This window comes from Kothea flammea (assembly GCF_052161645.1).
In the GTDB taxonomy this organism is placed as follows: Bacteria; Planctomycetota; Planctomycetia; order Pirellulales; family Pirellulaceae; genus Laterigemmans.
Window position 1 is genome coordinate 1,699,804 of the sequence record NZ_CP197414.1, and the last position, 21,588, is coordinate 1,721,391.

The window sequence follows — 21,588 nt, forward strand, 5'->3', positions numbered from 1 at the left end:
CGCTCCGTTCTCAACCGTTTAAACCTTGGTCATGATAAGATTGAGTTAGAGCAATTTGATCGTGAAACGAGGGCTTCTCAGATGGCCAGCCGTCAAAGTCGACATAATCGCGCTAGTGGCTCATGGCTGGAATGCCGGCTCGTGAAAAGAGAGCACATTCAGGCATCAAATCCAAACTCGTCGGAAAGCGACATTCGCAGGGGGAGGCAGCCCAAAAAAGGCTAGCTATTCCGCATGGAACGCCGCTTGCGGAGTACGCTGGTTCAAGCAGGCATTTTCCTTTCGGCGATCAACTCCAGAAACGCTCTTGCTGAGCATGAACGAGCCGCAACCCGGTGGTTATTCCGGCGAATGGGCCGCCTCAAGCACGTACGCGAAATAGGGCAGTCGAATCAAAGGGTTCGACGCCTATATGTCGCGTACCGAGCTGACAGCTATTCAGGAATTGGGGACTCGCTCACAGATTGTCAGCAGGCTGGCTGCTCAGTTCTGTGGTTCTGCCGACACGAATTGGTCTAGCAATTTGCGTGGCACGCCGATGCTGAAGATTTCCACGTTACCCGTGACTTGCCGGCCGCCGGCGGTATTAAATCCCGGTTTTCTGGCTACGAAGGTGCAGGTGTAGTCGGCTCGCAGACAGGGCGTGTGGACTTCGCCCGTAGCGCAATCGAGCCCCGAGGGTAGATCGACGGCGAGTTTTACCGCCGCGGTCGCGTTGGCCGCTACAATCGCTTCGGCCAGTGGCGAGCGGGGAGCCCCGCTCGCTCCGGTTCCCAGCAGGCAGTCGAACAGCATGCCGCAGTCGGCGAGCAGTTCGGGCAGACTCTTCAACTGATCCGCTCTCAGCACGACGGTGTCGATTTCGGCACGTTGGGCGATCGTCCAGTTGGCTGCAGCGTCCCCTTGAAGGTCGCTGGGGTCGTAGAGCTGGATGATCCGGACGGGCCATCCAGCCAACTGCAGGTGACGGGCAATCACGTAGCCGTCCCCCGCGTTGTTGCCTTTCCCGCAGAGAATTCCTGCGGGCACCGGCTTGGAGAGGCGGCAAGCAAACTCGGCGACCCCGCGTCCGGCGTTCTCCATCAATACCAGACCGCTCATCGAATATTCCTGAATCGCCAGTTTGTCGACTTGGCGAACCTGGTCGCGCGAGAGAGAATGCAGGATCGTGGGTTGATTGCTAGACATCATAGACCGAGGGTTATCAGACATGCCTTTGTATGAGTATCACTGTAGTGATTGTGACCAGACCGTGGAGGTCTTGTTGCGACGAAGCGACGAGCAACCTACATGCCCAGAGTGTCACGGAGAAAAGTTAGCTCGCCAACTGAGCGTGACCGCCGCGCCAGCAGTCAAGGGTGCTGCTGGTTTGCCGATGGCCCGTCAGCCGGAGAGCTGCGGAGCACCCCGCTGCTGTGGCGGGGGATGCTCCTTCTAAAAGCATTGCCTAAAGATTGGCTTTCAGTCCTAACCTACGGAATCAAGCCAATACCTGCTCCGATCGCGGCGGTCTGAAACAAGGCCCCGCGAAGGCTGAGCGGCACCGGCGGGATAATCCAGGGAGCGCAGTTGCCTGGCCGATAGTAGCCCAGTGCGTATTGGCATTCGTTTGGCGGATGGATGCCCATTTTGTATGGCAACACGGCGATGTTGACAAAGAAATGGGCCGTCGACACCACCGGCTGGGCAAACGGTCCGGCTGTGTGTCCGTAGCGTTCCAGGTTGACATCTTGGAAGTACAGCGGCTTGTGACACAAGTTCGAGGCTTTCCAGCTCATCTGAATCGGCAACCAATTTCTCGGCTTGTAATCCACGTCGGGCAGTCGACATTCGGTCGGCAGTCCCCAGGCGTTTGTAATGTAAGCCAAGTCTCCTTCGCTTAAATCGGAGAGCGGCAACCCGGTGGTCGTGCCGTCAGCGAGTTCGATGATCAATTGCTCGTAGGCCAAGTCAATGAAGCGGCCCTCAGCCAAACGGACGCCACGGAAGTCTCTCCAAACCCGGCTGATTTGGTTCTCTAGAAACTTGGCCGCTTCTTCTTTCCGCGCATCGGTTTCCAGCACGTTGGGACGAAACGGAGGCGAGATGTCGAGGCTGACTTGTCGGATCGTACGCTCGGCAACCCGTTTGCGGAGTTCGTCGCAATTTAACGTTTGAAAGGTGTCCTGAGTGCGGAGAACTTGCGAACCCACGATCCGATCGATCTGCTCCGGGGAGACGGGGCGAGCCGACTCGAGGCGAGCTTTGGGTGCGAGTTGATCCGCAGAACCGAAGTCGTCGTCGAGATCAGGGGTATCCTGCAGATCACTGGGCGACTGCGGTTCGTCAGCCTCGTCCAGTTCGGTCGGGAACGGATTGGCTGGTTCGGGAATCAGCAGTGGCGCGGGAGCGGATTGATCACTCGGCGGCAAGCTGAGTGACGGCGCTTCCTCGGCGGGAGGAAGCACAGTCGGTGGCACATCGATGGGTGGCTGGGGTGTTGTCTCCAGCCCCGGAGTTGGAATCAGCTCGGGAATTGCCGCCGGATCGGGATCGGCCTGTGCTGGTTCGGGAAGCGAAATTCCGCCCGCTGTGGGAGGTAGTTGCAATTCGCCATCTTGAGTCGTCAGCTTGGCGTCGCCGAACGGATCGGACCAAGGATCGCCCTGGGGAACTCGCGTGCGGGGAGGCAGCAGGCCGTCGCCGAGCGTTTGCCGGCTTGGCTGGGGACGCTGGAGATTGTTGGGTTGCGTGCTTGGTTTGCCACCGGGCGGAGGTGGCAAGCGATCTTGCATATAAGTTGCTGGCTGGACCGCGCCGTGATCGGCCGTTGCGGGTGCTCTCAGCACGGCCGTCGAGGCTCGCCCCGCGGTCGGCGAAGGTTGGCGCGTCGCAGCGGCTGGCAGTGCTTGTGCTGGCGGCTGTGCTTGTGCCGCTGCGGTCTGGTTGGCAGTACTTCGGGGGCTTTCGTCCCGCGTCACTTGACCGCTCGCTCGCCAACGCAAATCCCAGCCAGCGGCGGAGGAATTGGAGGTTGTCGGCTGGGACGATTCTCGCGGCTGGGGAGCCGAGCGAAGTGGCTGCACAGGTTGCAAGCTGGCTGAGCCGTCATTGGCCTGCAACAGACTGATCCCCGGTTGAGCCACAATCGTGGCGACCAAAGCAGCGTGCAGGGCTTTAATTCGAATCGCTTTTATAAACGTCCGGACTGTAGTTCGGCGCTTCTTGAGTGATTGCGATGTCATGCGGGTGGTTCTCCCGGACCGTCGCTGGCGAGACCCGAATGAATTGCGCTTCCGTACGCAATTCTTCAATATTACGTGCCCCCACGTAACCCATCCCGGCTCGTAAGCCGCCCACCAGCTGGTAAGCAAACTCGCTGAGAGGACCCTTAAACGGCACTCGCCCCTCGACGCCTTCGGGCACAAGTTTGTTGCCCTCGTCGTTTCCTTGGCGGTACCGCTCACTACTGCCTTTCACCATTGCTCCGATCGATCCCATCCCGCGGTAGGACTTAAAGGTCCGCCCTTGGTAGAGGATCACTTCGCCAGGACTCTCCGTTAGACCGGCAAACAAACTGCCGATCATCACCGAGCTGGCTCCCGCAGCAATGGCTTTCGTGATGTCTCCGCTGAATCGCACCCCACCATCGGCAATCACCGGGACGCCTCGTTTTTCAGCAATCGACACCGCGTCGAAAATTGCCGTAATCTGAGGAACCCCAATGCCACTGATCACCCGCGTGGTACAGATCGATCCCGGCCCAATGCCAACTTTGATCGCGTCCGCACCGGCGTCAATCAGATCCTTCGCTCCCTCTATGGTGGCGATGTTGCCAGCGATGACATCAATACTCCATTGTTTCTTCACTTCTTTGACGGTCTCCATCACGTTCTTCGAATGACCGTGAGCCGAATCGACAACCAGGATATCCACCCCCTGATCGATCAAGCTGGCTGCACGTTCAAAATCGAAGACTCCAATCGCCGCACCGACTCGCAGGCGACCCTGCTGATCTTTGCAAGCGTTGGGGAAACGCTTCATCATGTCGATGTCACGAATCGTAATAAGTCCCGTCAGTTTTCTTTCTTCGTCAACCAGCAAAAGTTTCTCCACCCTTTTTGCCGTTAAAATCCGCTCAGCTTCCTCAAGCGTTACATTCCCTACTCCCGTCACTAAATTCTCATGGGTCATGACTTCGGAGACTGGGCGATTTGGGTCCTCTAGGAAGCGGAGGTCGCGACGGGTGAGAATTCCGACCAACACATGATTTCCGTCGACAATTGGGATCCCCGAGACGTTGTGCTGGTCCATCAGCTCGGCCGCCCGGCTGACTCGCTCCTCCGGAGGAAGGGTGACCGGATCGATGATGATTCCATTGGCGCTGCGCTTAACTTTCAGCACCTCTTCGGTTTGCCGCTGGACCGAAATATTTTTGTGAATGATGCCTATTCCCCCCTCTTTAGCCAGGGCAATCGCCATCGCCGATTCGGTCACCGTGTCCATCGGCGAGCTGAGCAGGGGCAGTTTGAGTCGGATGTTGTGGGTCAGCTGGGTGCTGATATCCACTTCCGACGGCATCACCTCGCTGAATCGCGGCAAGATCAGAACGTCATCAAAGGTGACACCGGTGGTCCGGATTTTTTCGTGCGACATGGATAGGGCGCGGGTCAGCATGAGAAGGAAAGCGTGAACCAGGCCCCGGATTATGGAACAGTCACCTCAAACTGACAACAACACCGGTTAGAAACAATTTCCGGGTTAACTTGCGGGCTGGTTATCTTGAGCGCCGCCGGTACCGTCAGGCTGGGGGCTATCGGAGTGGGTAGCCGCCGCGGTTTGGCCGCACAGCAGCGCGGCTAAATGCTCGTCCAGGGGCGCGGGAATCCAACGCAGGTCAAGCGCCAGTTGGTCTTCGGTGATGCTGGCCAGCAGGGCTGGATTATCGGCTCGCAAACGCTCGGCCCAGCTTTCGGCCGTCAAGCTGGCGTGACGGATTCGCAGTTGGCGGGAGGGGATTTCGGTGCTCAGGTCGGTTGCCAGCCGGGCTGGATTGGAGGTGATTTGAACCTCGGCAATGGCTGCTGAACCGGCCAGCTGCGTGGCCAAGCGTTCGCAGCGGTTTTGTAAGTTTTCGGGGGCTGGCCGCAGCAGGCGAGCGAGCGCTAATTCATTGCCGGTCGGTTGTTGCAGCGTCTCGACGAGCGCCGCGAATGTCCCCAAATCGGCCGCCAATACGGGCCAGATTTCGGCAGCTTCGACCGTCGCCAAGGCGGACCGCGAGCCGAGGATCAGGGCCGAGCGGGGGCCACCCAGCAAGCGGTTGCCGGGCACGATCGTCAGCCAGTTTTGTGCGAGCAATTCAGCGTTCAGCAGGGTGCAAGCGTCTGCCAGTGAATCGTCGAGCGGTTCCCAGCATCCGTATGGCAGCAGGCTGAGCCGTCGGCAGTTGGCAGCGGGGCCTTGTTGGCCACACGACCAGTCTGGGCTTGGCCGCTGGGCTGCGGTCGGCCAGCGAACTTCGAATACAGCGGCGGAAGCACATTTTTCGTCGCTCAGCTGGGCCCAATCGGCCAGTTCGCAGCCCTCCGCCGTGCCCACTTCCACCAGCCGGCCACCGCCAGCTTTGAGCAGCTCCGGGAGTGGTCGCTGGCCGTCGGGCCGGAACACGCAGCAGCGAGGCAGGTACAGGGAGCTTTCACGCACGCTAGCCGCTACGGCCACGATTGCCGCCGCGGTTGAATTGGCGACCAAGGCGTGGCCGCCCCAACGCCGGTTCACTAGGCTCTCGAGTTGCCGTTCGATTCGCTCGCGTTGGGCGGGCAAGTTACCGGCAAACAGCTCCGCTTCCGGGATCAACGTCTGCAGCTGTTCAGCTGAGAGCGGGCAACTGGCGAGATCAGCATGGAAATAGGTGCCGCTGCCATTGACGGCGGAATGGGACAAGGAAGCGTGTCGCCGCGCCCAACGTCGCACCTGCTCGGCCCCCTTGCGAGTCTCCCGCATCACGCGATCGAGGCCACGCAAGGCGGTGGCGGGGAGTTCGCTGGTGGTGACGGCAGTGCGGATGCGATTGGCGACTTCGTCCAACGAACCCGACATCAGCTCGCGGGTGAAGGTGCGTGTCCAAGGAGGCAGCCCCATGGTTCAAAATCCCCAATGGTTTTGGTGCGGATGAAAGATCTCCTTCAATCCTACACCGTGGCCACAGGGTGAGATCCAAAAAGTTGCCGGGAAAGTCGCTCAAAAGGGGGCTGGTTGTCGCAAAAACTCGTTGACCGTCGATGGTTTTTGTGGATTTTTGGGGGCAAACAGGCTGGCCCAAAAACCGGTGTCGCGTTGGGCGTTGCTGCTCTCGCGCTGCTTGCCACGCTGGGGCGTCGCGGCTGTGGGGCTGAACAGATCCTTAGTTTTTTCCCAAGCGGAGCGGGTGGTGCGTTTGGTGCTGGTCCAGGCTTGGCCGAGTCCCTGCCTGGTGGCTCGCACAAAGGCCGGCTCCCGCGGGGCGGGCAGTGTCGGCATGGACACTTGGGGCGTCCGCCAAGTCGGCAGCCGCATTTCGGGCATTTGCCAACTGCTCCAAGATGTCCAAACTGATTTGTCGCTGGAGTCGTCGTTTGGCAACGGACCGGCGGCCAATGCAGTCGCCGGCAGCAGGCAGCACGCCAACAAAATGCTGAACCCAACAACTACGATCCGGCACGGAAACCAGTGCAATCCGTGATCCACCTCACACCTCCGAGTATGCAATTGATACCACATCGAGCGTTCAAAGAAGCTATCAGCGCTGCTGGAACTGACCGTGCCAGCAGAGAACCTGTGGGCCGTTTGCGGATAGCTCAAAAAACCGTGTTACTGATCGCAAAATGTGGGGGCACAAGTCAATTGCATTTCAGCGAATCTTGCGCAGCATTGTAGAGCGATTGTCCCCAATCGCTTCCGCAAGAAAACAAACAGCCGGGACAGCAGTTCTACATTGGGACAGCGGTTATATAACGCTCAAACCTTAGCCCAGCAGCGTCTTCAACATGGGGAACTTGGCCAGCACTTGATCGATGACTTCGTCGCCAGCTCGGGCTTTCAAGAAGTCAATGATCATGGTTACGAAGCCACCTATCTTGTCCTGGTCGACCCCCGCGCCGCTTAACATCGACGCTAACTCCAAGCCGCCGCCCGCCGAGCCACCCAAGGCGCTGGAGGCCATTCCGGCCAGCTTACCTAGCATCCCGCCTCCAGCGGAGGCACCGCCACCTTCAGCACCAGCCGAAGCCACATCCTCAGCACCCGGGATGGCCGCCGAAATTTTGCCGAACAAATCGTCACCCGCTTGATCCTTGATCATCGCCATCGCCTTTTGCGTCGCATTCTTGGCGATAGATTCGTCGATGCCCAATTGACTGGTGATTTGTTTGATCAACTCGTCCATCGAAATTTGCCTTAAAAAAGAACTCAGAAGTAGGAGAAGACACCCCCGCAGTGTCGTCTCAAGCCACCCAGGCTGCAAGTTACCCATTGAGGTTGGTTGTTGCTTGCTGAAGAGACGGGGTGAGCTGCCGTTTTCCCTACAAATTCGGCAGCGTGTGCCCACCCCAGTTGAGTTTATCGCGAAGCGTGCGATAGTCGTTTTGGCCAGGCACCGCCACCATTTTGAAGGCTGCTGACGAGCGGCGAATGCGGATGCGGTCACCGGGCAGCACTTTGCCCATCACGCGTCCATCGATGACCACGCTGGTCGACTCGTTGGGGTTGGTAACTGTCAAGTCAAAGACCCGATCGGCCGAGTCGATTACCGATCGATAGGTCAACGTGTGCGGGCTGATCGGCGAGACAACGATGGCTTGCAGGTCTTTTCGCAATATCGGACCGCCAGCTGATAAATTGTGAGCGGTCGAGCCGACTGGTGTGCTGATGATCAAACCGTCGCAACGATAGGTGGTGGCCAGCAGGTTGTCGACATACATGTCAATGTTGAGAATGTTGTACGGTGGGCCACCCAGGATCGCCGTTTCATTAAGGCTGAGTTGGTGGTCGATCTCTTCGCCATCTCGAAATAGCAGCGTGCGCAACATTAAGTGCTCGACGACCGCGAAGCCACCGCGACAAACACTGGGCCAAGCTTCGAGAAACGCGTCGGGAGAGAGCGCGGCGAGGAAGCCGAGTTGCCCGCAATTAACACCCAGCACCGGCAACTGGTGCTCTTCCATTTGCCGCGCGGCTTGCAAAATCGAACCATCACCACCCAGCACGATCACCAGGTCATGATCGGTGCCGGTAAAGTCATACTCGAAGTTCAGATCGACGGCGGCGATATCGGCCACCGCCGCAATCACCGGTTCCAAGCGTTTGAGTTCTTGCGTGACCAGGGCACGTTTGGCGGCGGCGATGAGGACGACGCTGGGACGCTCTCGTTGGTTACAGGGCCAAGGATGCTGCTGGTAACCGGACAAGGGGCTGATCCTCAGCGTGGGGGCTGCGAAATGTCGGGGCTGCGTGATCTGGGGTTGCGAGTCGCTATATGAGTATGAACAAGTCGGCAGGCTGTGGGAACAGCGCTGAGCACTTTAAACGGTAACACCCGGCGCATCACACATCGACCGGCAAGTGGCAGCCAAGCCAGTCGCATCGAGGCCGAGGGAAGCCAGCAAGTCAGCTCGATCGCCATGTTCCACATACGAGTCGGGGATGCCAACTCGCTTCAGCTTCCGCGTGTCGAGACCAAGATCGCAAGCAGCCTCGAGAACCGCCGAACCAAAACCACCCATCAAAGCACCTTCTTCAGCCGTGATGACAAACCCGCACTCGTCGAAGACTTGCTGCAGCATGCCGCGGTCGAGCGGCTTGATAAAACGAGCATTGATCACGGCGATGTCCAGTTCGGGCGACACCAAGCGAGCCGCTTCTTCGGCCGCAGCCAGCGTGGCCCCGCAAGCAATGATCGCACCATCGGTGCCCCAGCGAATGGTTTCGCTCTCGCCCAGACGCACAGGCTGGGGGCGGTGATCGGGTAATTTGGCCGCCGAGTCTTTGGGATACCGAATGCCGCTGGGATGTTCGAGAGTTAGTGCAAACTGCAACATCGTGTCGACTTCATCGGCGTAACCGGGAGCCATCAGCACCAAGTTGGGGAAGACCCGCATATAGCCAATGTCATAAGCGCCATGGTGCGTGGGACCATCGGGCGGCGTCAGCCCCGCGCGGTCCATCATGAAGACCACCGGCAAATCTTGCAGTGAGACTTCTTGGAAGACTTGATCGTAACTACGTTGTAGAAAGGTGCTGTAGATATCGACAATTGGCCGCAAACCGGCTTTGCACTGTCCGGCGGCAAAGGCCACCGCGTGCGATTCGCAAATTCCCACGTCAAAGAAACGATCCGGAAAAGCTTCGCGAACCGGTTCCAACTTGTTGCCTTGGCACATCGCCGCCGTGATCACGGTCACCCGTTCGTCACGGTGCATCGCTGCGGCAATCGCGTCACGAGCAAAGTTGGTATACGCCGGTTGGCCACCACCCGCTTTGGGAATCGGGCGACCATTCTCATCGACGAAAGCCGGCGGGGTGTGAAAATAGACAGGATCCTCGGCAGCCGGTTTGTACCCTTTGCCTTTTTGAGTGACCACGTGCAACAACACCGGCCCCTCCATTTCCTTGACCATCTGCAGATACTTCCGCAGTAGGCCGATGTCATGGCCATCGATGGGTCCCACGTAGCGAATGCCCAATTCCTCGAACAGCATGCCGCCCATCAAGCCGGCTTTCATGCCTTCCTTCATCTGCGCCAACATCCGCTCGGCCGGATCACCGAAGACCGGAATGTGGTTCAGCATCTTGACCACTTCACTCTTCAACCCGGTGTAAAACGGGTTGCCGCGAAGTCGATCTAGATAGCTGGCCACCGCGCCCACTCGCGGACAGATCGACATCTCGTTGTCGTTCAGCACGATCAGAAAATCTTTGGCCAGCTCGCCCGCATTATTCATGGCCTCAAAGACAATTCCGCTGGGAAAAGCGCCATCGCCAATCACCGCCACGCTTTTGCGGTCTCCTTGCCCCATCAAGCAATCACCACTTTTCAGACCCAATGCCGTGCTGACGCTGCTGCCGGCGTGCCCAGTCATGAACAAGTCGTACTCACTCTCCGCCGGGTTGGGGTAGCCCATTAGTCCCCCGGCGGTGCGGATCGTGTGAAAACGATCGTAGCGACCGGTGACTAACTTGTGCGGGTAAATTTGATGGCCAGTATCCCAAATCAGCCGGTCGCGGCGAAAATCGAAGGTGCTGTGCAAGGCCAAGCAAAGCTCGACAACGCCCAGATTTGAGGCAAAGTGGGCGGTGCGCGTGGCCAAAAGATTGCAGAGCACATCTCTGATCTCGGCGGCCAGGGCGTTTAACTCCGAGACCGAAAACCCATTCAAGTCTTCGGCTGAGTCAATCTTAGATAAGAGCTCGTGCATGATGCCTAACAACTCCGTTGAAGCACAAATTGTACCAAGAGGGTTAACCGGTTACCCAAAGGTCCGAATAACTGAGCCGACTCGCAGGCGATCGCCGTTAAGTCGGCTGCCCGTCGACGGCTAGCTGCCACGCCAATCAGCCCGGGGAAGGTTAACTTACCACGCTGGATGTCTTTTCCCGTCTGTTTGCCAACCTGATCCGGAGAGCCCAGAAAGTCGAGCAGATCGTCGACAATCTGAAATGCCAAACCAAAAGCGTCCGCATAATTCCGCAACCAAAGCTGCTGCTCGGTGGACCCGCCGGCGGTTAGTCCGCCCAACTCCAACGACGCCGAAAAAAGTTTGCCAGTCTTCCGCCTGTGTATTGATTCTAAATACTCAACCCGCTGCGGGGTGCCGTTTCCACTCTTTTCTTCAGGAATTAGCCCATGATCTGCCAAGTCATCCGCTTGCCCACCCACCAAGGCCGTGGGGCCAGTCGCGTGGGATAAAATTCTCACCGCCTCGGCGACTTGATCGGCGGGTAACTGAGTGGCCAAGACTTCAAACGCTCGAGCCAGCAAAGCGTCCCCAGCCAGAATCGCCGTCGCTTCGTCAAACTGCCGATGGCATGTCGGCCGCCCACGTCGCAAATCGTCGTCGTCCATTGCCGGCAAATCATCATGGATCAGCGAATAAGCATGCACCATCTCGACCGCCACCGCGGCCGGCAGCGCGGCAGCAACCGAACCGCCGCACGCTTCAGCTCCCGCCAACACCAGCGAAGGCCGCAATCGCTTGCCCGGGGCTAGCAAACTGTAGCAAATTGCCTCCCCCAAACGCTGCGGACAGCCAGCCCGCGGTTCACTCGCATCAGCCAATGCCGGCTCGATCAGGGGGAGAAAGTCTCCCAGAATTTCGTCAAGAGTTGTCAAGCGACGCTGCGGGTCTGGAAGTCGAATTGATGGGAATTAGGACAAGTTGAACACGCGAGAAGACACACCTCCGGGAAAGTCTAGAAGAGTCCCGGGGAATCGTCCACGTCCCCCGCTCCCTCGGAACCCTCGTCCCCTGAATCAAAAGTCTCTGTTATCGGATTGCCATGAGCATCAAAGCCAGACAGAATTTCTACCCGCCGCTCGGCCTGCCTCAACTGGTCGTGACATTTTCGCAGCTGGGACACCCCGCGTTCGTACGACTTGAGCGACTCTCCTAGGGTTAGCTGACCGCCCTCCAGCTCGCGCACGATCTGCTCGACTTCCGCCAAAGCCTCTTCAAAGCTGGTGCCGTTGTCATCCTCAATATCTGGCTGTGTGCCAGACTGTTGTCTACCGACCGATTTGCGGGACTCTCCAGCGGCCATTTTCTTCTTCGCCAAAACGATTCTGCCTAGTGCTTGCTGCGATTTTTTCAACTGAACGCCGTGAGGCCCATCCGGAAACCAAGCTCAACCGCAACTGTCGCCAAAGCGGCTCTCGATTTTCCCAACGCTGCTTAGTTTAGCAAATTGTCGATTTGCTCACGATCCGTTCATGACGTAGATGTTTAAGTGAGAGTAATGCATTTACTGGCCAATGCGAGTGGGTCGGCTTTACCACTCTCGAACGAAATTGTCTCTTTCTGAACCCGACTGGCAACGATGCCTAAATCGAGAACCATACGACTGGGAGATGCGAATCTTGAGCCAACGGCATTGCCGCAAGCACTGTCGGGGGCTCCCTGTCCATTCGCGACGCCCCTCGATTTGGTTTCCGAAGAACTCACTCGGTTGGCAAATCTGCGAGACGCGCTGCAGCTGAGCAAAGACCAGTGGGACGATTTTAGCAGCGAATTGGACCTGGAACGCGAGCAATTCGCCGTAGCCCAGGCGGAGCTGGAGCGTGAACGGCAAGCTTGGCAAGAGGAGATGGCCGAGTTCAATCAGAAACGCGATGCTTGGGAAAGCGAACAGCAAACGCTAATCGAGCAACTCGACGAACTCGCTCTGCAGCGCGAAGAGCTCAAACAAGAACGTGACCAGTTAAGCAAGTTGCGGGAAGAGTGCGATGAAACTCGAGAGCAACTGGCGCGCACCACGGATGAAATCAGCAAGGAGCGTGACGAGCTAAGCAAGGAGCGCGACGAGTTTGGCAAGGAATGCAAAGAGCTGAGCAGCGAGCGGGATGATTTGAGCACAGTACGGGAGGAATTGAGTAAGGAACGGGAAGAGCTGAGCAAGGAACGGGAAGAGTTAAGCAAGGAACGTGAGGAGTTAAGCAAGGAACGTGAGGAATTGGACAAGGGACGCGACGAGCTCGGCAAGGAACGCAAAGATTGGGGCCGAGAGCGTGAGGAGTTAGAGCAAGACCGCGAGGAGTTGGACCAGGAACGCGATAACGTGGAAGTGCGGCGTCGTCGTTTGGCCGAACAAGTTGTGCGGCACCGCGAGCGAAAACAGCAGTTGCGCGAAGAGCTCAACTCGGCGGGAGATTTTGAGCAGTTGGCTAGCCGCGAGTTGGATGAATTGCGGTCCCAGTTGGCCGAGACCACCGCCATGCTGGAGACGACTCGCGATCGCATGCGGGAACAGGAGACGCGTCACAACGACGAGTTGGAGAAGCTATCGGCCGAATGTGAAGAGCAATTCGAGCAAGCTGAGGCTTTCAAGCATCAAACTCGCGAATTGCGTCGTGAGTTGAATCAGCGACAGGATAAGGCGGGTCCGTCGAATGAGAAACTGGCGGAAACCGAAGCCAAATTGACCGAGTCGGAGGTTAAGCTAGCCGAAACGGTCGAGCAGGTTACCCGTTTGGAAACGCAGCTAATCCGAGCCGAAGAGGAGTTGGGGCAGGCTGATGTGAGCAAGCTGCGGGCTGAAGAGCAGTTGCAGGAGACACGCGATAAGTTGGCTGAACTGGAGTCGAAATTCGCTCAGTCGGTCGATCGATTGGCTCGCGCTGAGCAGCGCCTCGAACTGGCCGAAAGCAACCAAGATGCAGCGAGCGGGCAGGCTGGTGTCGCTGAAGCGTTCCAAGCGGAGCTCGATCAGATGCGTGAGCAGTTGGAAGAATATCGTTCGCGCTGCCAAGATTTGCGGAGCGAGAATTCTGAACTGAGCAGTCAATTGGCCGATCTGCGAGTCGAGCGGTCCGCCGTTGGAACTACTTTGCCCGGCCCCATGGAGTCGATGACTTGGGAGGAGCGAAAAGCGGCAATTTTGGCTCAGCTCAGCCGCGAAGAAGAAAGTGGCGAAGCAACCTATTCGCCCGAAGAACAAAAATCGCTGCGTGATGAAGTCGAACGGGCCGACCGAGAGATCCGACGCCGGGACGACGAAATTGCCGAACTTCGCCAATTACTCGACCATCAAGCCGAAACATTCGCCGGTGGTCATGGCGTCGGCGAAGGGTTGGCCATGGGGGCGGCCAGCATTGCCAGCATGATTGATGCGGACGAGCTGATCTGTGAAGAGCGCGCCAAGTTGCAAGCAATCAAGCAGGAATGGGAAGAAAAGCTGCGCCAAGCGGAAGTCGAATTATCCCTTGAACGAGCCAAACTGGCCCGTGGTCGCAGAGAGCTCGATCAACGAGAAGCGGAGGTGGAGGATCTCAAACGGGGGCTAGAGGCGCGCCAAGAAGCCGCTGGGAAAGAACCCGAAGGTCCCCCCAAGCGACGCTGGCTCCAGCAATTGGGGCTGGGCGGCGACGAAAACGCGTAACGACTGCAGCGGCTTATTTGGCCGGGCGCCTGTTCAGCCGCCGTCAATTATTTTTTGCGGTGGCGAATACGGGCTCGCATCCGACGTTTCTTCCGACCTACTTTGCGTCGACCTTTTCCTGATTTTTTCGTACCCACCGAGGCAATGCTCCCTGGCTGCAGCGTAATTGAACGGGGTCAAAGAACCGACCGGAAAACCTGGTGCTTACGGAGCTAGCCGCAGACCTGCTGGTGTTTTTCGACTGGATTCTAGGTTTTGATGTAACGGAACGGAGTAATCTACCAAAAACACGGTTGGCGACAATGGCGATTCGGCCCACAGTCGCCAGCTTTTATCGGCAAACCGCCTAGCCATCCAGCTCGCGGTTGTAAACCGCCAGTACCGATTCGAAGGTTTCGACATCGATTTTGTATTGCGGGTCGGCGTCGGTGTATTTGTTGCAATGTTCCACAAGCACCCGGTAAAGAAAACGAAACAAATGCCGGGGAACACGCATGTTTTGAAAAACCATCAACAAACGTTGATAGGTTAATTTATCATCGAATAGATCTTTCGGCTCCGGCGTTTTCTCGTCCAGCGCGCAGGCCGAAATGCGGTTGCGAGTTAAATCGTAAAGGGCTTCGCCGGTCCAAGCGAAAGAGGGAATCACGTTTTGTTTATCGAGCCTGGCTCGCTCGTGAAATTCGCGGCTTTCACGCTCCAAGTCGCGATACAGCTCCTGCGGGAGCATCAGTTTGAAGCCCAATCCGGTGTGCTTGAGCAGCTTGTTATCCAACAGCGGCCACACGAAGCGTCGCATCAAATCGGGTTTGCCCCCGGTTAGATGCGGTTCATCCACGCGATCGACCAACACAATCGTGCCGGTGAAGTTGAATTCGTTGAGCAGCAACTGCAGCTTGTTGAGCAGCGCGTAGCGATCGTCGGTGCGATCAAAGCGGGGCAGCGGTTGGCTGGCTAGCTCCTTGGCGGGAAATTTCAGCAAAACTTTCCGCAGCGAGCTTAGTTCCCGCTTGCCCACGCGCATGTGCCGGCGGACGCCCATTGCCAACCAGTGGCAGCGAGTCCAGCGCCAAATGTAGGGCAGGCAGCCCACGACGGCGGCCAGCGGGGCCAGCCAGAAAGTGGTCTGCATCGTGATGTGCGCTGCCGAGTACAGCCAGCCAACGGCGACCAGGGCCAGCACAATCCAACCGACTGCTAGCCAAGCATCCCAGCTGACCCACCAATTTTTGTAACCCAGCCGTCGCCGCAACGCGTTCCAGCGTCCAGTAAAGGTGGAGGCGGTCGATTGGTCGTAACAGCAAGCCAACAGCAATAAATCACGGGCATCGGTGCGATCGAGCTGGTCGACCATTTCCTGGCTGATCAAGCCCGCCGTGCCGCGCTCACGCTGTTTCGGTTCCCCACCTCCGGTCGCTTGACCACCATGGCGACCGATGATTTCATCGATCAGCTCGGTGACTGCCAAACACAGGATGGCGTCCATGTGATCCCACAATCGCCAAGCCTCGAAGACACGTTCCGGTTTTCGCACCGCTCGTCGACTGAGCCGTTCGCGAAAGTGGTCGAGGAACGGATTGAAGTCGTCGTAGCGGATCACAAATACCCGCTTTGTCGGGTGCTCTTGATTAAACCGCGTCAAGTGCTGGTCAATCTGCAGCCGCATGGCCGTTTTTCCCGAGCCTTTGGGGCCAAAGACAATGGCCGTCGCCGGCTCGGTGGGGTCGCCGTAGACTTTGTCCCAAACCGGGTGGTAGGCGCTGCGTATGCAGAACTCCTTGAACACCGGATCGGTTTGGGCATCCTCTTCGGCAAACGGGTTGCGACGGATGCCATGGTGTTCAAGGAAGCTCTGGATATTCATGCTGAGATCAAAGATGCGAAACGCGGATGAGCTGATTAACTAAGTGGGCAACAAACTTGGTGCTTAACGGGGATGGGCTACTCCATCTTCTTTAACATTTCCTTGAAGGATTCTCGCTGAGCGGCAATCGTTTCGGCAGGGCCGGTGAGCTTGATGAAGTACTTGCGATTGTCTTGCAGCTCGATGATTGCCCCCAGCATCCCGTAATCTTCGCGGGTTACCGTTTTGCCTCCGGAAAATGGTCCGCCACCCATTGTTTCTTTAAACGACCCGTTGAGTTCGACCAAGTGGACAGTTTCGCCGGCGACGGTCATTTTCTCGACCTTGGCTTCTTTTCCACCGGTGAATTGTCCTTTCCAACGCTCAATGTTAGCGTCGATATCGCCGCCAGCCGCCATCATGGTGATGCGTGCCGGAGCGGTTTCGTCACCCTCTTCGGTGGTGGAGAACTCATGCTCGATGATTCGCGAGCGGGCTTTACTTGTTTTCCAATCGGCCGGAATGGTGAGCGTTAGTTTGTCGAAGATTTTGATCGTTTGTGGCTTTGCATCGCTTTCCGCGGAGGGGGCTTGCGCATTGGCCGTGACGGTCAGCAGCGAACAGACCAGCAAGCAAGCAAGTAGATTTCTCGACATCGGCAGGGTACCTTTCGGGGTTCAAAAAATGAAAGCAAAACAACACAGTACGATTCGCGGCATTTGCCAACTCAGCAAATTGTCACGCACTAAAAGCTACGCTAGCAGGCTCGTTACGCCAAGCGAGCGCCAGCCAATCGTCTCTTCGGGGGGCGGGTCGCGTTCCCAGAGCAGTGCCGCAATCAACGCCACCACTAACACCACGCTGAGGATAATCAGCACGCTGATCGCCATCATCCGCTGTTTGGCTTTTTGGCGTTTCTTTGTCAGCAAATAGGAATCCGCATCATAACCTCCCGCCGCGCTGAATTGGCGAGCTTTTTCACGGCGTGAGGTGGAGCGAGCTTTCGTTTTCCCCAATTGGCCCACCGCCCCAGCTCCCGATTGCTGGCTGTCAGCTTGGCCGCCCAAGTCAGCACGTGGTCCAGTTTTAACGGGAGCCCTCGTTTCCGCGGGAGATTGTCCGAGCGGGCGAGCTGCCGGAGGGATGGTCGCTGCCGGCGAAAGTGCGGCAGCCGGACTGGCGGCGAGCAACCCAGGAATCACCTCTTGGCACTCCCGCCACTGCGGCCAACCATCTCGCCACAGCAACGTGTCGCCAGTCACTCGCCCTTCGTCGATCCAGCCCAGCACGGTTGGCCCAGTCGCCGGGCCGTAACGCCCGCCCGTCGGGGGGCGCACATACCACGCAACGTCGGATTCCTCTAGCGGATTGAACTCGGCAGACTCCCCAGCCGATTCGTTCACCCGGTCCAGCCGCTTGGGCTCGGCAGCTACCGGCTCGCTCGCGACAGGCTCAGAAGATGGTTGTTGAGACGAATGTTGTTCAGGCGAATGTTGTTCAGACGAGGGCGGGTCGGGCGAATGTTGTTGAGACGAATGTTGTTCAGACGAATGTTGTTCAGACGAGGGCGGGTCGGGCGAATGATGCTCAGACGCATCCACCGCGTCCTTGGATTGATCTTCGAGCGGAATGGAGAGTGCTTGGTCTTCGAGCGGAATCCGGAAGCGCAAGCCACAGTCGGGGCATTTTCCCCGTTTGCCGGCTAATTCGGTCTTGATATTCAGACCTTTGCCACAACCGTGACAAGCAAAACGAACACCCATTAGCCTTCGTCTCCTCCGTAAATCTTAGCGATAATCATTATGACAAGCTTCGCAGGACTGGCTGATCGCACCGACGGCTAATCTTGCCGCCTCGGCGTCCTGCTGTTCGATCGCTTTTCGCAGATCAAGAGCGGCTTGAGTCATTTGCCGTGAAAAAGCGTTGTAGTCGGTGTCGTCGGCTTCATCCATCCCGGGCTCGGTGAGGACTTGGCCCAACACCGCCACCATTGCCGCCGCTCGCGCCAAGTCATCGCTGGCCGGCCCAAAGTCGTCCGCGTTGTTGGTACCACTCTGCAACGGCTCGCCAAGCACCTCTTCGAGATAATTCATGATTACGGAGCGGGTGGTGATGATGGACCAGTCGTTGGGTTCGGTCGGGGCCGATCGATTGAGCCCGCTACCGCTGACGATATCCTGCAAATCGGCTTGCCGCTGTTTGGCAATATTAAACGCGTCCCCTGCCCCGCTCGAGACGCCGACGATTGCCCGAGACATGAGGTCGCGAGCGATTGCCGCATCCTCGCGAAATCGAATCTCTCCCTCAAAGTCATTGATCACGGCGAAAAAAGTCGCCAACATCCCTAATTCCACCCGCGCTTGCTGAAAATCGCCTCCGTTAAACCGCCCCGGTGTGGTCACAACCGCATCGTAACGCATCTTCAAACGCTTGATTTCGTCTTCAAGGTGTACCGCGTCGGTTAAATTGGCCCATTTTTTGCCACTCGAGGATGCGGCAGCCGAATTGCTCGAGGCGGTCGAGCCAGCACCTGAGGTTTTGCCGGCTGGTTGCTGGCCAGCCAATTCGCCGACGCGGGGCCGGACCCCCTGTAAAGCGCCAACGACGTCTTTGTAGAAAACGCCCTCGTAACGCTCTGGATTGGGCCGGGGCGGGCGAGCTCGCCGTTCCTGAGCCACAACGGGAATCGTGACTGCAAGCAACACAATGCCCAACGCACCCCACCGGTATAACGCTTGCCAGAAATTCATCGATTTGTCTGCTCCAATCGTTGAGCGTCGCTGAAAATGCCCCCCATCAACCGTCCGCCGCCGACTCAATTCTAATTTTACATCATGAACAGTCCTCAACCTAAACAAACTCGTCGTCACTCAACAAAGTTATCCGTAAGTGATGTGGTTGACCCATTGTTGACGCGCGCCTAGGGTGCCGTAATTAGTTTTGGTAGCGTTTCTCGAGTTGGAGTGGAGCATTGTCACGATCTGCCGCCTCATTCGGTACCGCCCGTTCAGCAGCGGTCGCCACCGATGAGCCCGTACTCTTGGCAGATGGTTACTCCGTGCCCCGCTTGCCCACCCCCACCCAAGCACTGCAAAGCTTTCACCAAGTTCGCCAGTTTAGCAAACAGCTCACCCGGTCGCTGGAACCGGAAGATTGCGTGATCCAGTCGATGCCAGATGCGAGCCCCATCCGCTGGCACTTGGCACACACCACGTGGTTCTTCGAGACGTTTGTCTTGCGGCCGGCCGATCCCAGCTATCGCCCGCCCAATGAGCAGTTCGCGGTTTTATTCAATTCCTATTACAACGCGGTCGGTGATCAATTTCCACGCGATCAACGGGGGTTGCTCAGTCGGCCAACGATGCGTGACGTTTGGGATTATCGTCGGCATGTCGAAGCGGCAATCGAAGCTTGGTTGCACCAAGTCTGCGAGCAGGATTGGCAACCATTGGCTGAGGTATTTCAAATCGGCATCCAACACGAACAACAGCATCAAGAGTTGATGCTGACCGACATCAAGCATCTGTTTAGCCGGAATCCACTCGCTCCGGCTGTGTTTAATTCGGCGTTTGCCGCGGGGGACTTTGCAACCACGCCTCTGCCCAGTCCCACGTCTCGACCCAGCCCCATGTCTAGTGCCAAGCGGTCGCCTGAGTTTCTTTCCCACCCCGGCGGCATCGTGGAGATTGGTCACGAAGGGCCAGGTTTCTGCTACGACAACGAGACACCCCGGCACGCCGTCCTGTTGCAACCGTTTCAGTTAGCCGTCCGCCCAGTGACCAACGGCCAGTTTCTGGAATTCATCGAAGCGGGTGGATATCGCCACAGCGAACATTGGCTCAGTGCCGGCTGGGCGGTTGTGAATGCAGAGCATTGGACAGCTCCCTTGTATTGGTTGCGTCGTGAAGACCAGTGGTATCAATTCAGCCTGCACGGAATCCAACCGCTGAACCTTGACGAATCGGTTTCCCACCTCAGCTATTTCGAGGCCGACGCCTTTGCCCGCTGGGCCGGAGCCCGTTTGCCGACCGAAGCGGAGTGGGAGGTCGTTGCCGCCGCTGCTGGGGATGCCCCGGGCGCTTGGGGGCAGTTTGCCGAACAGACCGCCGGTGAGCACAGTGATGCGCACGGTGATGCAACAGGGCCGAATTCTTCTCAGTCCACCGCCGGCCCGCAGCAATTATTTGGTGGTGTTTGGGAATGGACCGCCAGCCAATACGTCGGATACCCCGGGTATCGACCTCCTCCGGGGGCGATTGGGGAGTACAACGGCAAGTTCATGTGCAATCAATTTGTGCTTCGCGGCGGCAGCCTGGCGACACCCCAGTCTCACATTCGCCCTACTTATCGCAATTTTTTTCCGCCTGACGCCAGGTGGCAATTCAGCGGTCTGCGGTTGGCCCGTTAACCATTTTCGGACCACCACTGGGCTGCATGCTTCGCCGCTCGCGAGCTGCCCCGCTCCCTTCAATCCGACACTGGCTGCTTTGGCTCTTTCAGTCGCCGCAAACTTCATTACCTCCACCCCACGGTCCCTGGCCCGATGGCTATTTCGAATCTGCTTCCGCTAGTTAACTTGGCGCCCGCCCAACAGTCGATCCGCGCCGAGGTGCTGGACTCTCTGGCCGAGTCGCCTCCTCGGTTGCCGAGCAAGTATTTCTATGACCAACACGGCAGCGAGTTGTTTGATGCCATCTGCGAACTGCCGGAATACTATCCCACGCGAACGGAAGTCAGCATCCTGCAACGCTGCTTGCCCGAGTTGGCTGAGCATATTGGCGAGCAAGCGGTGGTGATCGAGATTGGCAGCGGCAGCGGTCTGAAGACCGAGCTCCTCTTGCAGGCGCTGGAGTCACCAGCGGTTTACATACCCATGGACATTTCGCAAACGCACTTGCTGCAGTCGGCTGAACGCCTCGCCGATCTGCACCCTGCGGTGGAGATTGCGCCAGTCTGTGCCGATTTCACAGCGGAACTAGCAATCCCCGCGGAGATCACGGCGGAAGGGGCTCGCGTCGTTTATTTCCCCGGTTCCACGCTGGGAAACCTGACGGCGGACGCAGCAGATCAACTGTTGGCAAAATTTGCCGATTTGGTATCGCCACGAGTTGGGGATTCTAATGGCGATCAAACTGATGAGGCCGAAGCAACGACGCACGCGGGGATGCTGGTGCTCGGTGTCGATCTGCAAAAAGATACGGACGTTTTGCAGGCCGCTTATGACGATCAACAGGGGGTCACGGCAGAGTTTAACCGGAATATTCTGCGGCATCTCAACCGTCAACTAGCTGTCGACTTTCCCCTCGATGGCTTCGACCATGCGGCTCCCTTTGTCTCCAGCCATCAACGTATTGAAATGCGTTTGGTGGCCAACCGCAACATCGACGTAGCGATCGACTCGCATAACTTTCGCTTACGCCAGGGCGAACATATTCTCACCGAGTACTCTCATAAGTACGACCCACAAACGCTCGGTGAACGCCTGCGGACCGCCGGTTGGAGTGTTGAACAGATGTGGACTGATCCCAAAAACTATTTTGCGATCTTTTGCTGTCGGCTTACCGAAACCAAGCCGTAAAGTAATTTAGGCTGCTGGCGTACAGTAGTTTTGGTAAGTAGTTTTTCGTAAAATGAAG

General features: G+C 57.6%; 19 protein-coding genes. 5 read left to right on the forward strand and 14 right to left on the reverse strand.

The genetic code is table 11. From position 1 onward, the window contains the following. Positions 1–483 precede the first annotated feature (483 nt). Positions 484–1,212 carry an NAD(P)H-hydrate epimerase gene (locus SH139x_RS06140; RefSeq protein WP_488354397.1) on the reverse strand — a complete coding sequence of 243 codons (729 nt, stop codon included), beginning with the start codon at positions 1,210–1,212 and terminating at the stop codon, positions 484–486. On the opposite strand from SH139x_RS06140, the gene SH139x_RS06145 reads away from it, so the two are divergent. Next, complete coding sequence (locus SH139x_RS06145) at positions 1,211–1,438, forward strand: FmdB family zinc ribbon protein (protein WP_488354398.1); 228 nt, start codon at positions 1,211–1,213, stop codon at positions 1,436–1,438. The genes SH139x_RS06140 and SH139x_RS06145 overlap by 2 nt on opposite strands. 34 nt (positions 1,439–1,472) lie before the next feature. On the opposite strand, the gene SH139x_RS06150 is transcribed toward SH139x_RS06145, so the two are convergent. The 9 genes from SH139x_RS06150 to SH139x_RS06190 all read right to left on the reverse strand — a co-directional run bounded on the left by SH139x_RS06150 (position 1,473) and on the right by SH139x_RS06190 (position 11,790). Further along, entirely contained in the window at positions 1,473–3,140 is a 1,668-nt protein-coding gene (locus tag SH139x_RS06150; RefSeq protein ID WP_488354399.1) for a hypothetical protein, read from the reverse strand. 16 nt (positions 3,141–3,156) lie between these two features. Next, positions 3,157–4,635, reverse strand: a complete 1,479-nt coding sequence (guaB, locus tag SH139x_RS06155; RefSeq protein ID WP_488354400.1) for an IMP dehydrogenase — start codon at positions 4,633–4,635, stop codon at positions 3,157–3,159. Between the two features lie 105 nt (positions 4,636–4,740). Continuing rightward, a complete protein-coding gene (locus tag SH139x_RS06160) occupies positions 4,741–6,123 on the reverse strand; it encodes a PLP-dependent aminotransferase family protein (protein WP_488354401.1) in 1,383 nt (460 codons plus the stop codon). Between the two features lie 99 nt (positions 6,124–6,222). Further along, positions 6,223–6,708: a hypothetical protein gene (locus SH139x_RS06165; RefSeq protein ID WP_488354402.1), complete on the reverse strand. Its 486-nt coding sequence runs from the start codon at positions 6,706–6,708 to the stop codon at positions 6,223–6,225. A gap of 277 nt (positions 6,709–6,985) precedes the next feature. Continuing rightward, positions 6,986–7,405 (reverse strand): DUF2780 domain-containing protein, encoded by a 420-nt coding sequence (locus tag SH139x_RS06170; RefSeq protein ID WP_488354403.1) that lies wholly within the window; start codon positions 7,403–7,405, stop codon positions 6,986–6,988. Positions 7,406–7,541: 136 nt separating this feature from the next. Beyond that, the gene (locus SH139x_RS06175) at positions 7,542–8,426 is read right to left on the reverse strand and encodes an NAD(+)/NADH kinase (protein ID WP_488354404.1); all 885 of its coding nucleotides are present in this window, start codon (positions 8,424–8,426) and stop codon (positions 7,542–7,544) included. Positions 8,427–8,540: 114 nt separating this feature from the next. After that, on the reverse strand, positions 8,541–10,433 hold the full coding sequence (dxs, locus tag SH139x_RS06180) for a 1-deoxy-D-xylulose-5-phosphate synthase (protein ID WP_488354405.1): 1,893 nt from the start codon (positions 10,431–10,433) through the stop codon (positions 8,541–8,543). A 5-nt stretch (positions 10,434–10,438) separates the two neighbouring features. Further along, positions 10,439–11,347, reverse strand: a complete 909-nt coding sequence (locus SH139x_RS06185) for a polyprenyl synthetase family protein (RefSeq protein ID WP_488354406.1) — start codon at positions 11,345–11,347, stop codon at positions 10,439–10,441. Between the two features lie 80 nt (positions 11,348–11,427). Beyond that, on the reverse strand, positions 11,428–11,790 hold the full coding sequence (locus SH139x_RS06190) for an exodeoxyribonuclease VII small subunit (RefSeq protein ID WP_488354407.1): 363 nt from the start codon (positions 11,788–11,790) through the stop codon (positions 11,428–11,430). Positions 11,791–12,051: 261 nt separating this feature from the next. Here SH139x_RS06190 and SH139x_RS06195 point away from each other — a divergent pair, with 261 nt between their 5' ends. Both SH139x_RS06195 and SH139x_RS06200 read left to right on the forward strand, forming a co-directional pair. Further along, complete coding sequence (locus SH139x_RS06195) at positions 12,052–14,109, forward strand: coiled-coil domain-containing protein (protein WP_488354408.1); 2,058 nt, start codon at positions 12,052–12,054, stop codon at positions 14,107–14,109. A 200-nt stretch (positions 14,110–14,309) separates the two neighbouring features. After that, positions 14,310–14,459, forward strand: coding sequence for a hypothetical protein (locus SH139x_RS06200; RefSeq protein WP_488354409.1), 150 nt, complete (start codon positions 14,310–14,312; stop codon positions 14,457–14,459). Here SH139x_RS06200 and SH139x_RS06205 read toward each other — a convergent pair. The 4 genes from SH139x_RS06205 to SH139x_RS06220 all read right to left on the reverse strand — a co-directional run bounded on the left by SH139x_RS06205 (position 14,456) and on the right by SH139x_RS06220 (position 18,702). Beyond that, positions 14,456–15,973: a hypothetical protein gene (locus SH139x_RS06205; protein ID WP_488354410.1), complete on the reverse strand. Its 1,518-nt coding sequence runs from the start codon at positions 15,971–15,973 to the stop codon at positions 14,456–14,458. The genes SH139x_RS06200 and SH139x_RS06205 overlap by 4 nt on opposite strands. Positions 15,974–16,050: 77 nt before the next feature. Further along, on the reverse strand, positions 16,051–16,608 hold the full coding sequence (locus SH139x_RS06210; RefSeq protein WP_488354411.1) for a hypothetical protein: 558 nt from the start codon (positions 16,606–16,608) through the stop codon (positions 16,051–16,053). 96 nt (positions 16,609–16,704) lie between these two features. Beyond that, entirely contained in the window at positions 16,705–17,715 is a 1,011-nt protein-coding gene (locus SH139x_RS06215; RefSeq protein ID WP_488354412.1) for a hypothetical protein, read from the reverse strand. 24 nt (positions 17,716–17,739) lie between these two features. Further along, positions 17,740–18,702 (reverse strand): cytochrome c, encoded by a 963-nt coding sequence (locus SH139x_RS06220; protein ID WP_488354413.1) that lies wholly within the window; start codon positions 18,700–18,702, stop codon positions 17,740–17,742. A gap of 221 nt (positions 18,703–18,923) precedes the next feature. On the opposite strand from SH139x_RS06220, the gene egtB reads away from it, so the two are divergent. Together egtB and SH139x_RS06230 are read left to right on the forward strand one after the other, a co-directional pair. Next, positions 18,924–20,360, forward strand: coding sequence for an ergothioneine biosynthesis protein EgtB (gene egtB, locus SH139x_RS06225; protein ID WP_488354414.1), 1,437 nt, complete (start codon positions 18,924–18,926; stop codon positions 20,358–20,360). A 135-nt stretch (positions 20,361–20,495) separates the two neighbouring features. Further along, positions 20,496–21,530, forward strand: a complete 1,035-nt coding sequence (locus SH139x_RS06230) for an L-histidine N(alpha)-methyltransferase (protein WP_488354415.1) — start codon at positions 20,496–20,498, stop codon at positions 21,528–21,530. The last annotated feature ends 58 nt before the right edge of the window (positions 21,531–21,588 follow it).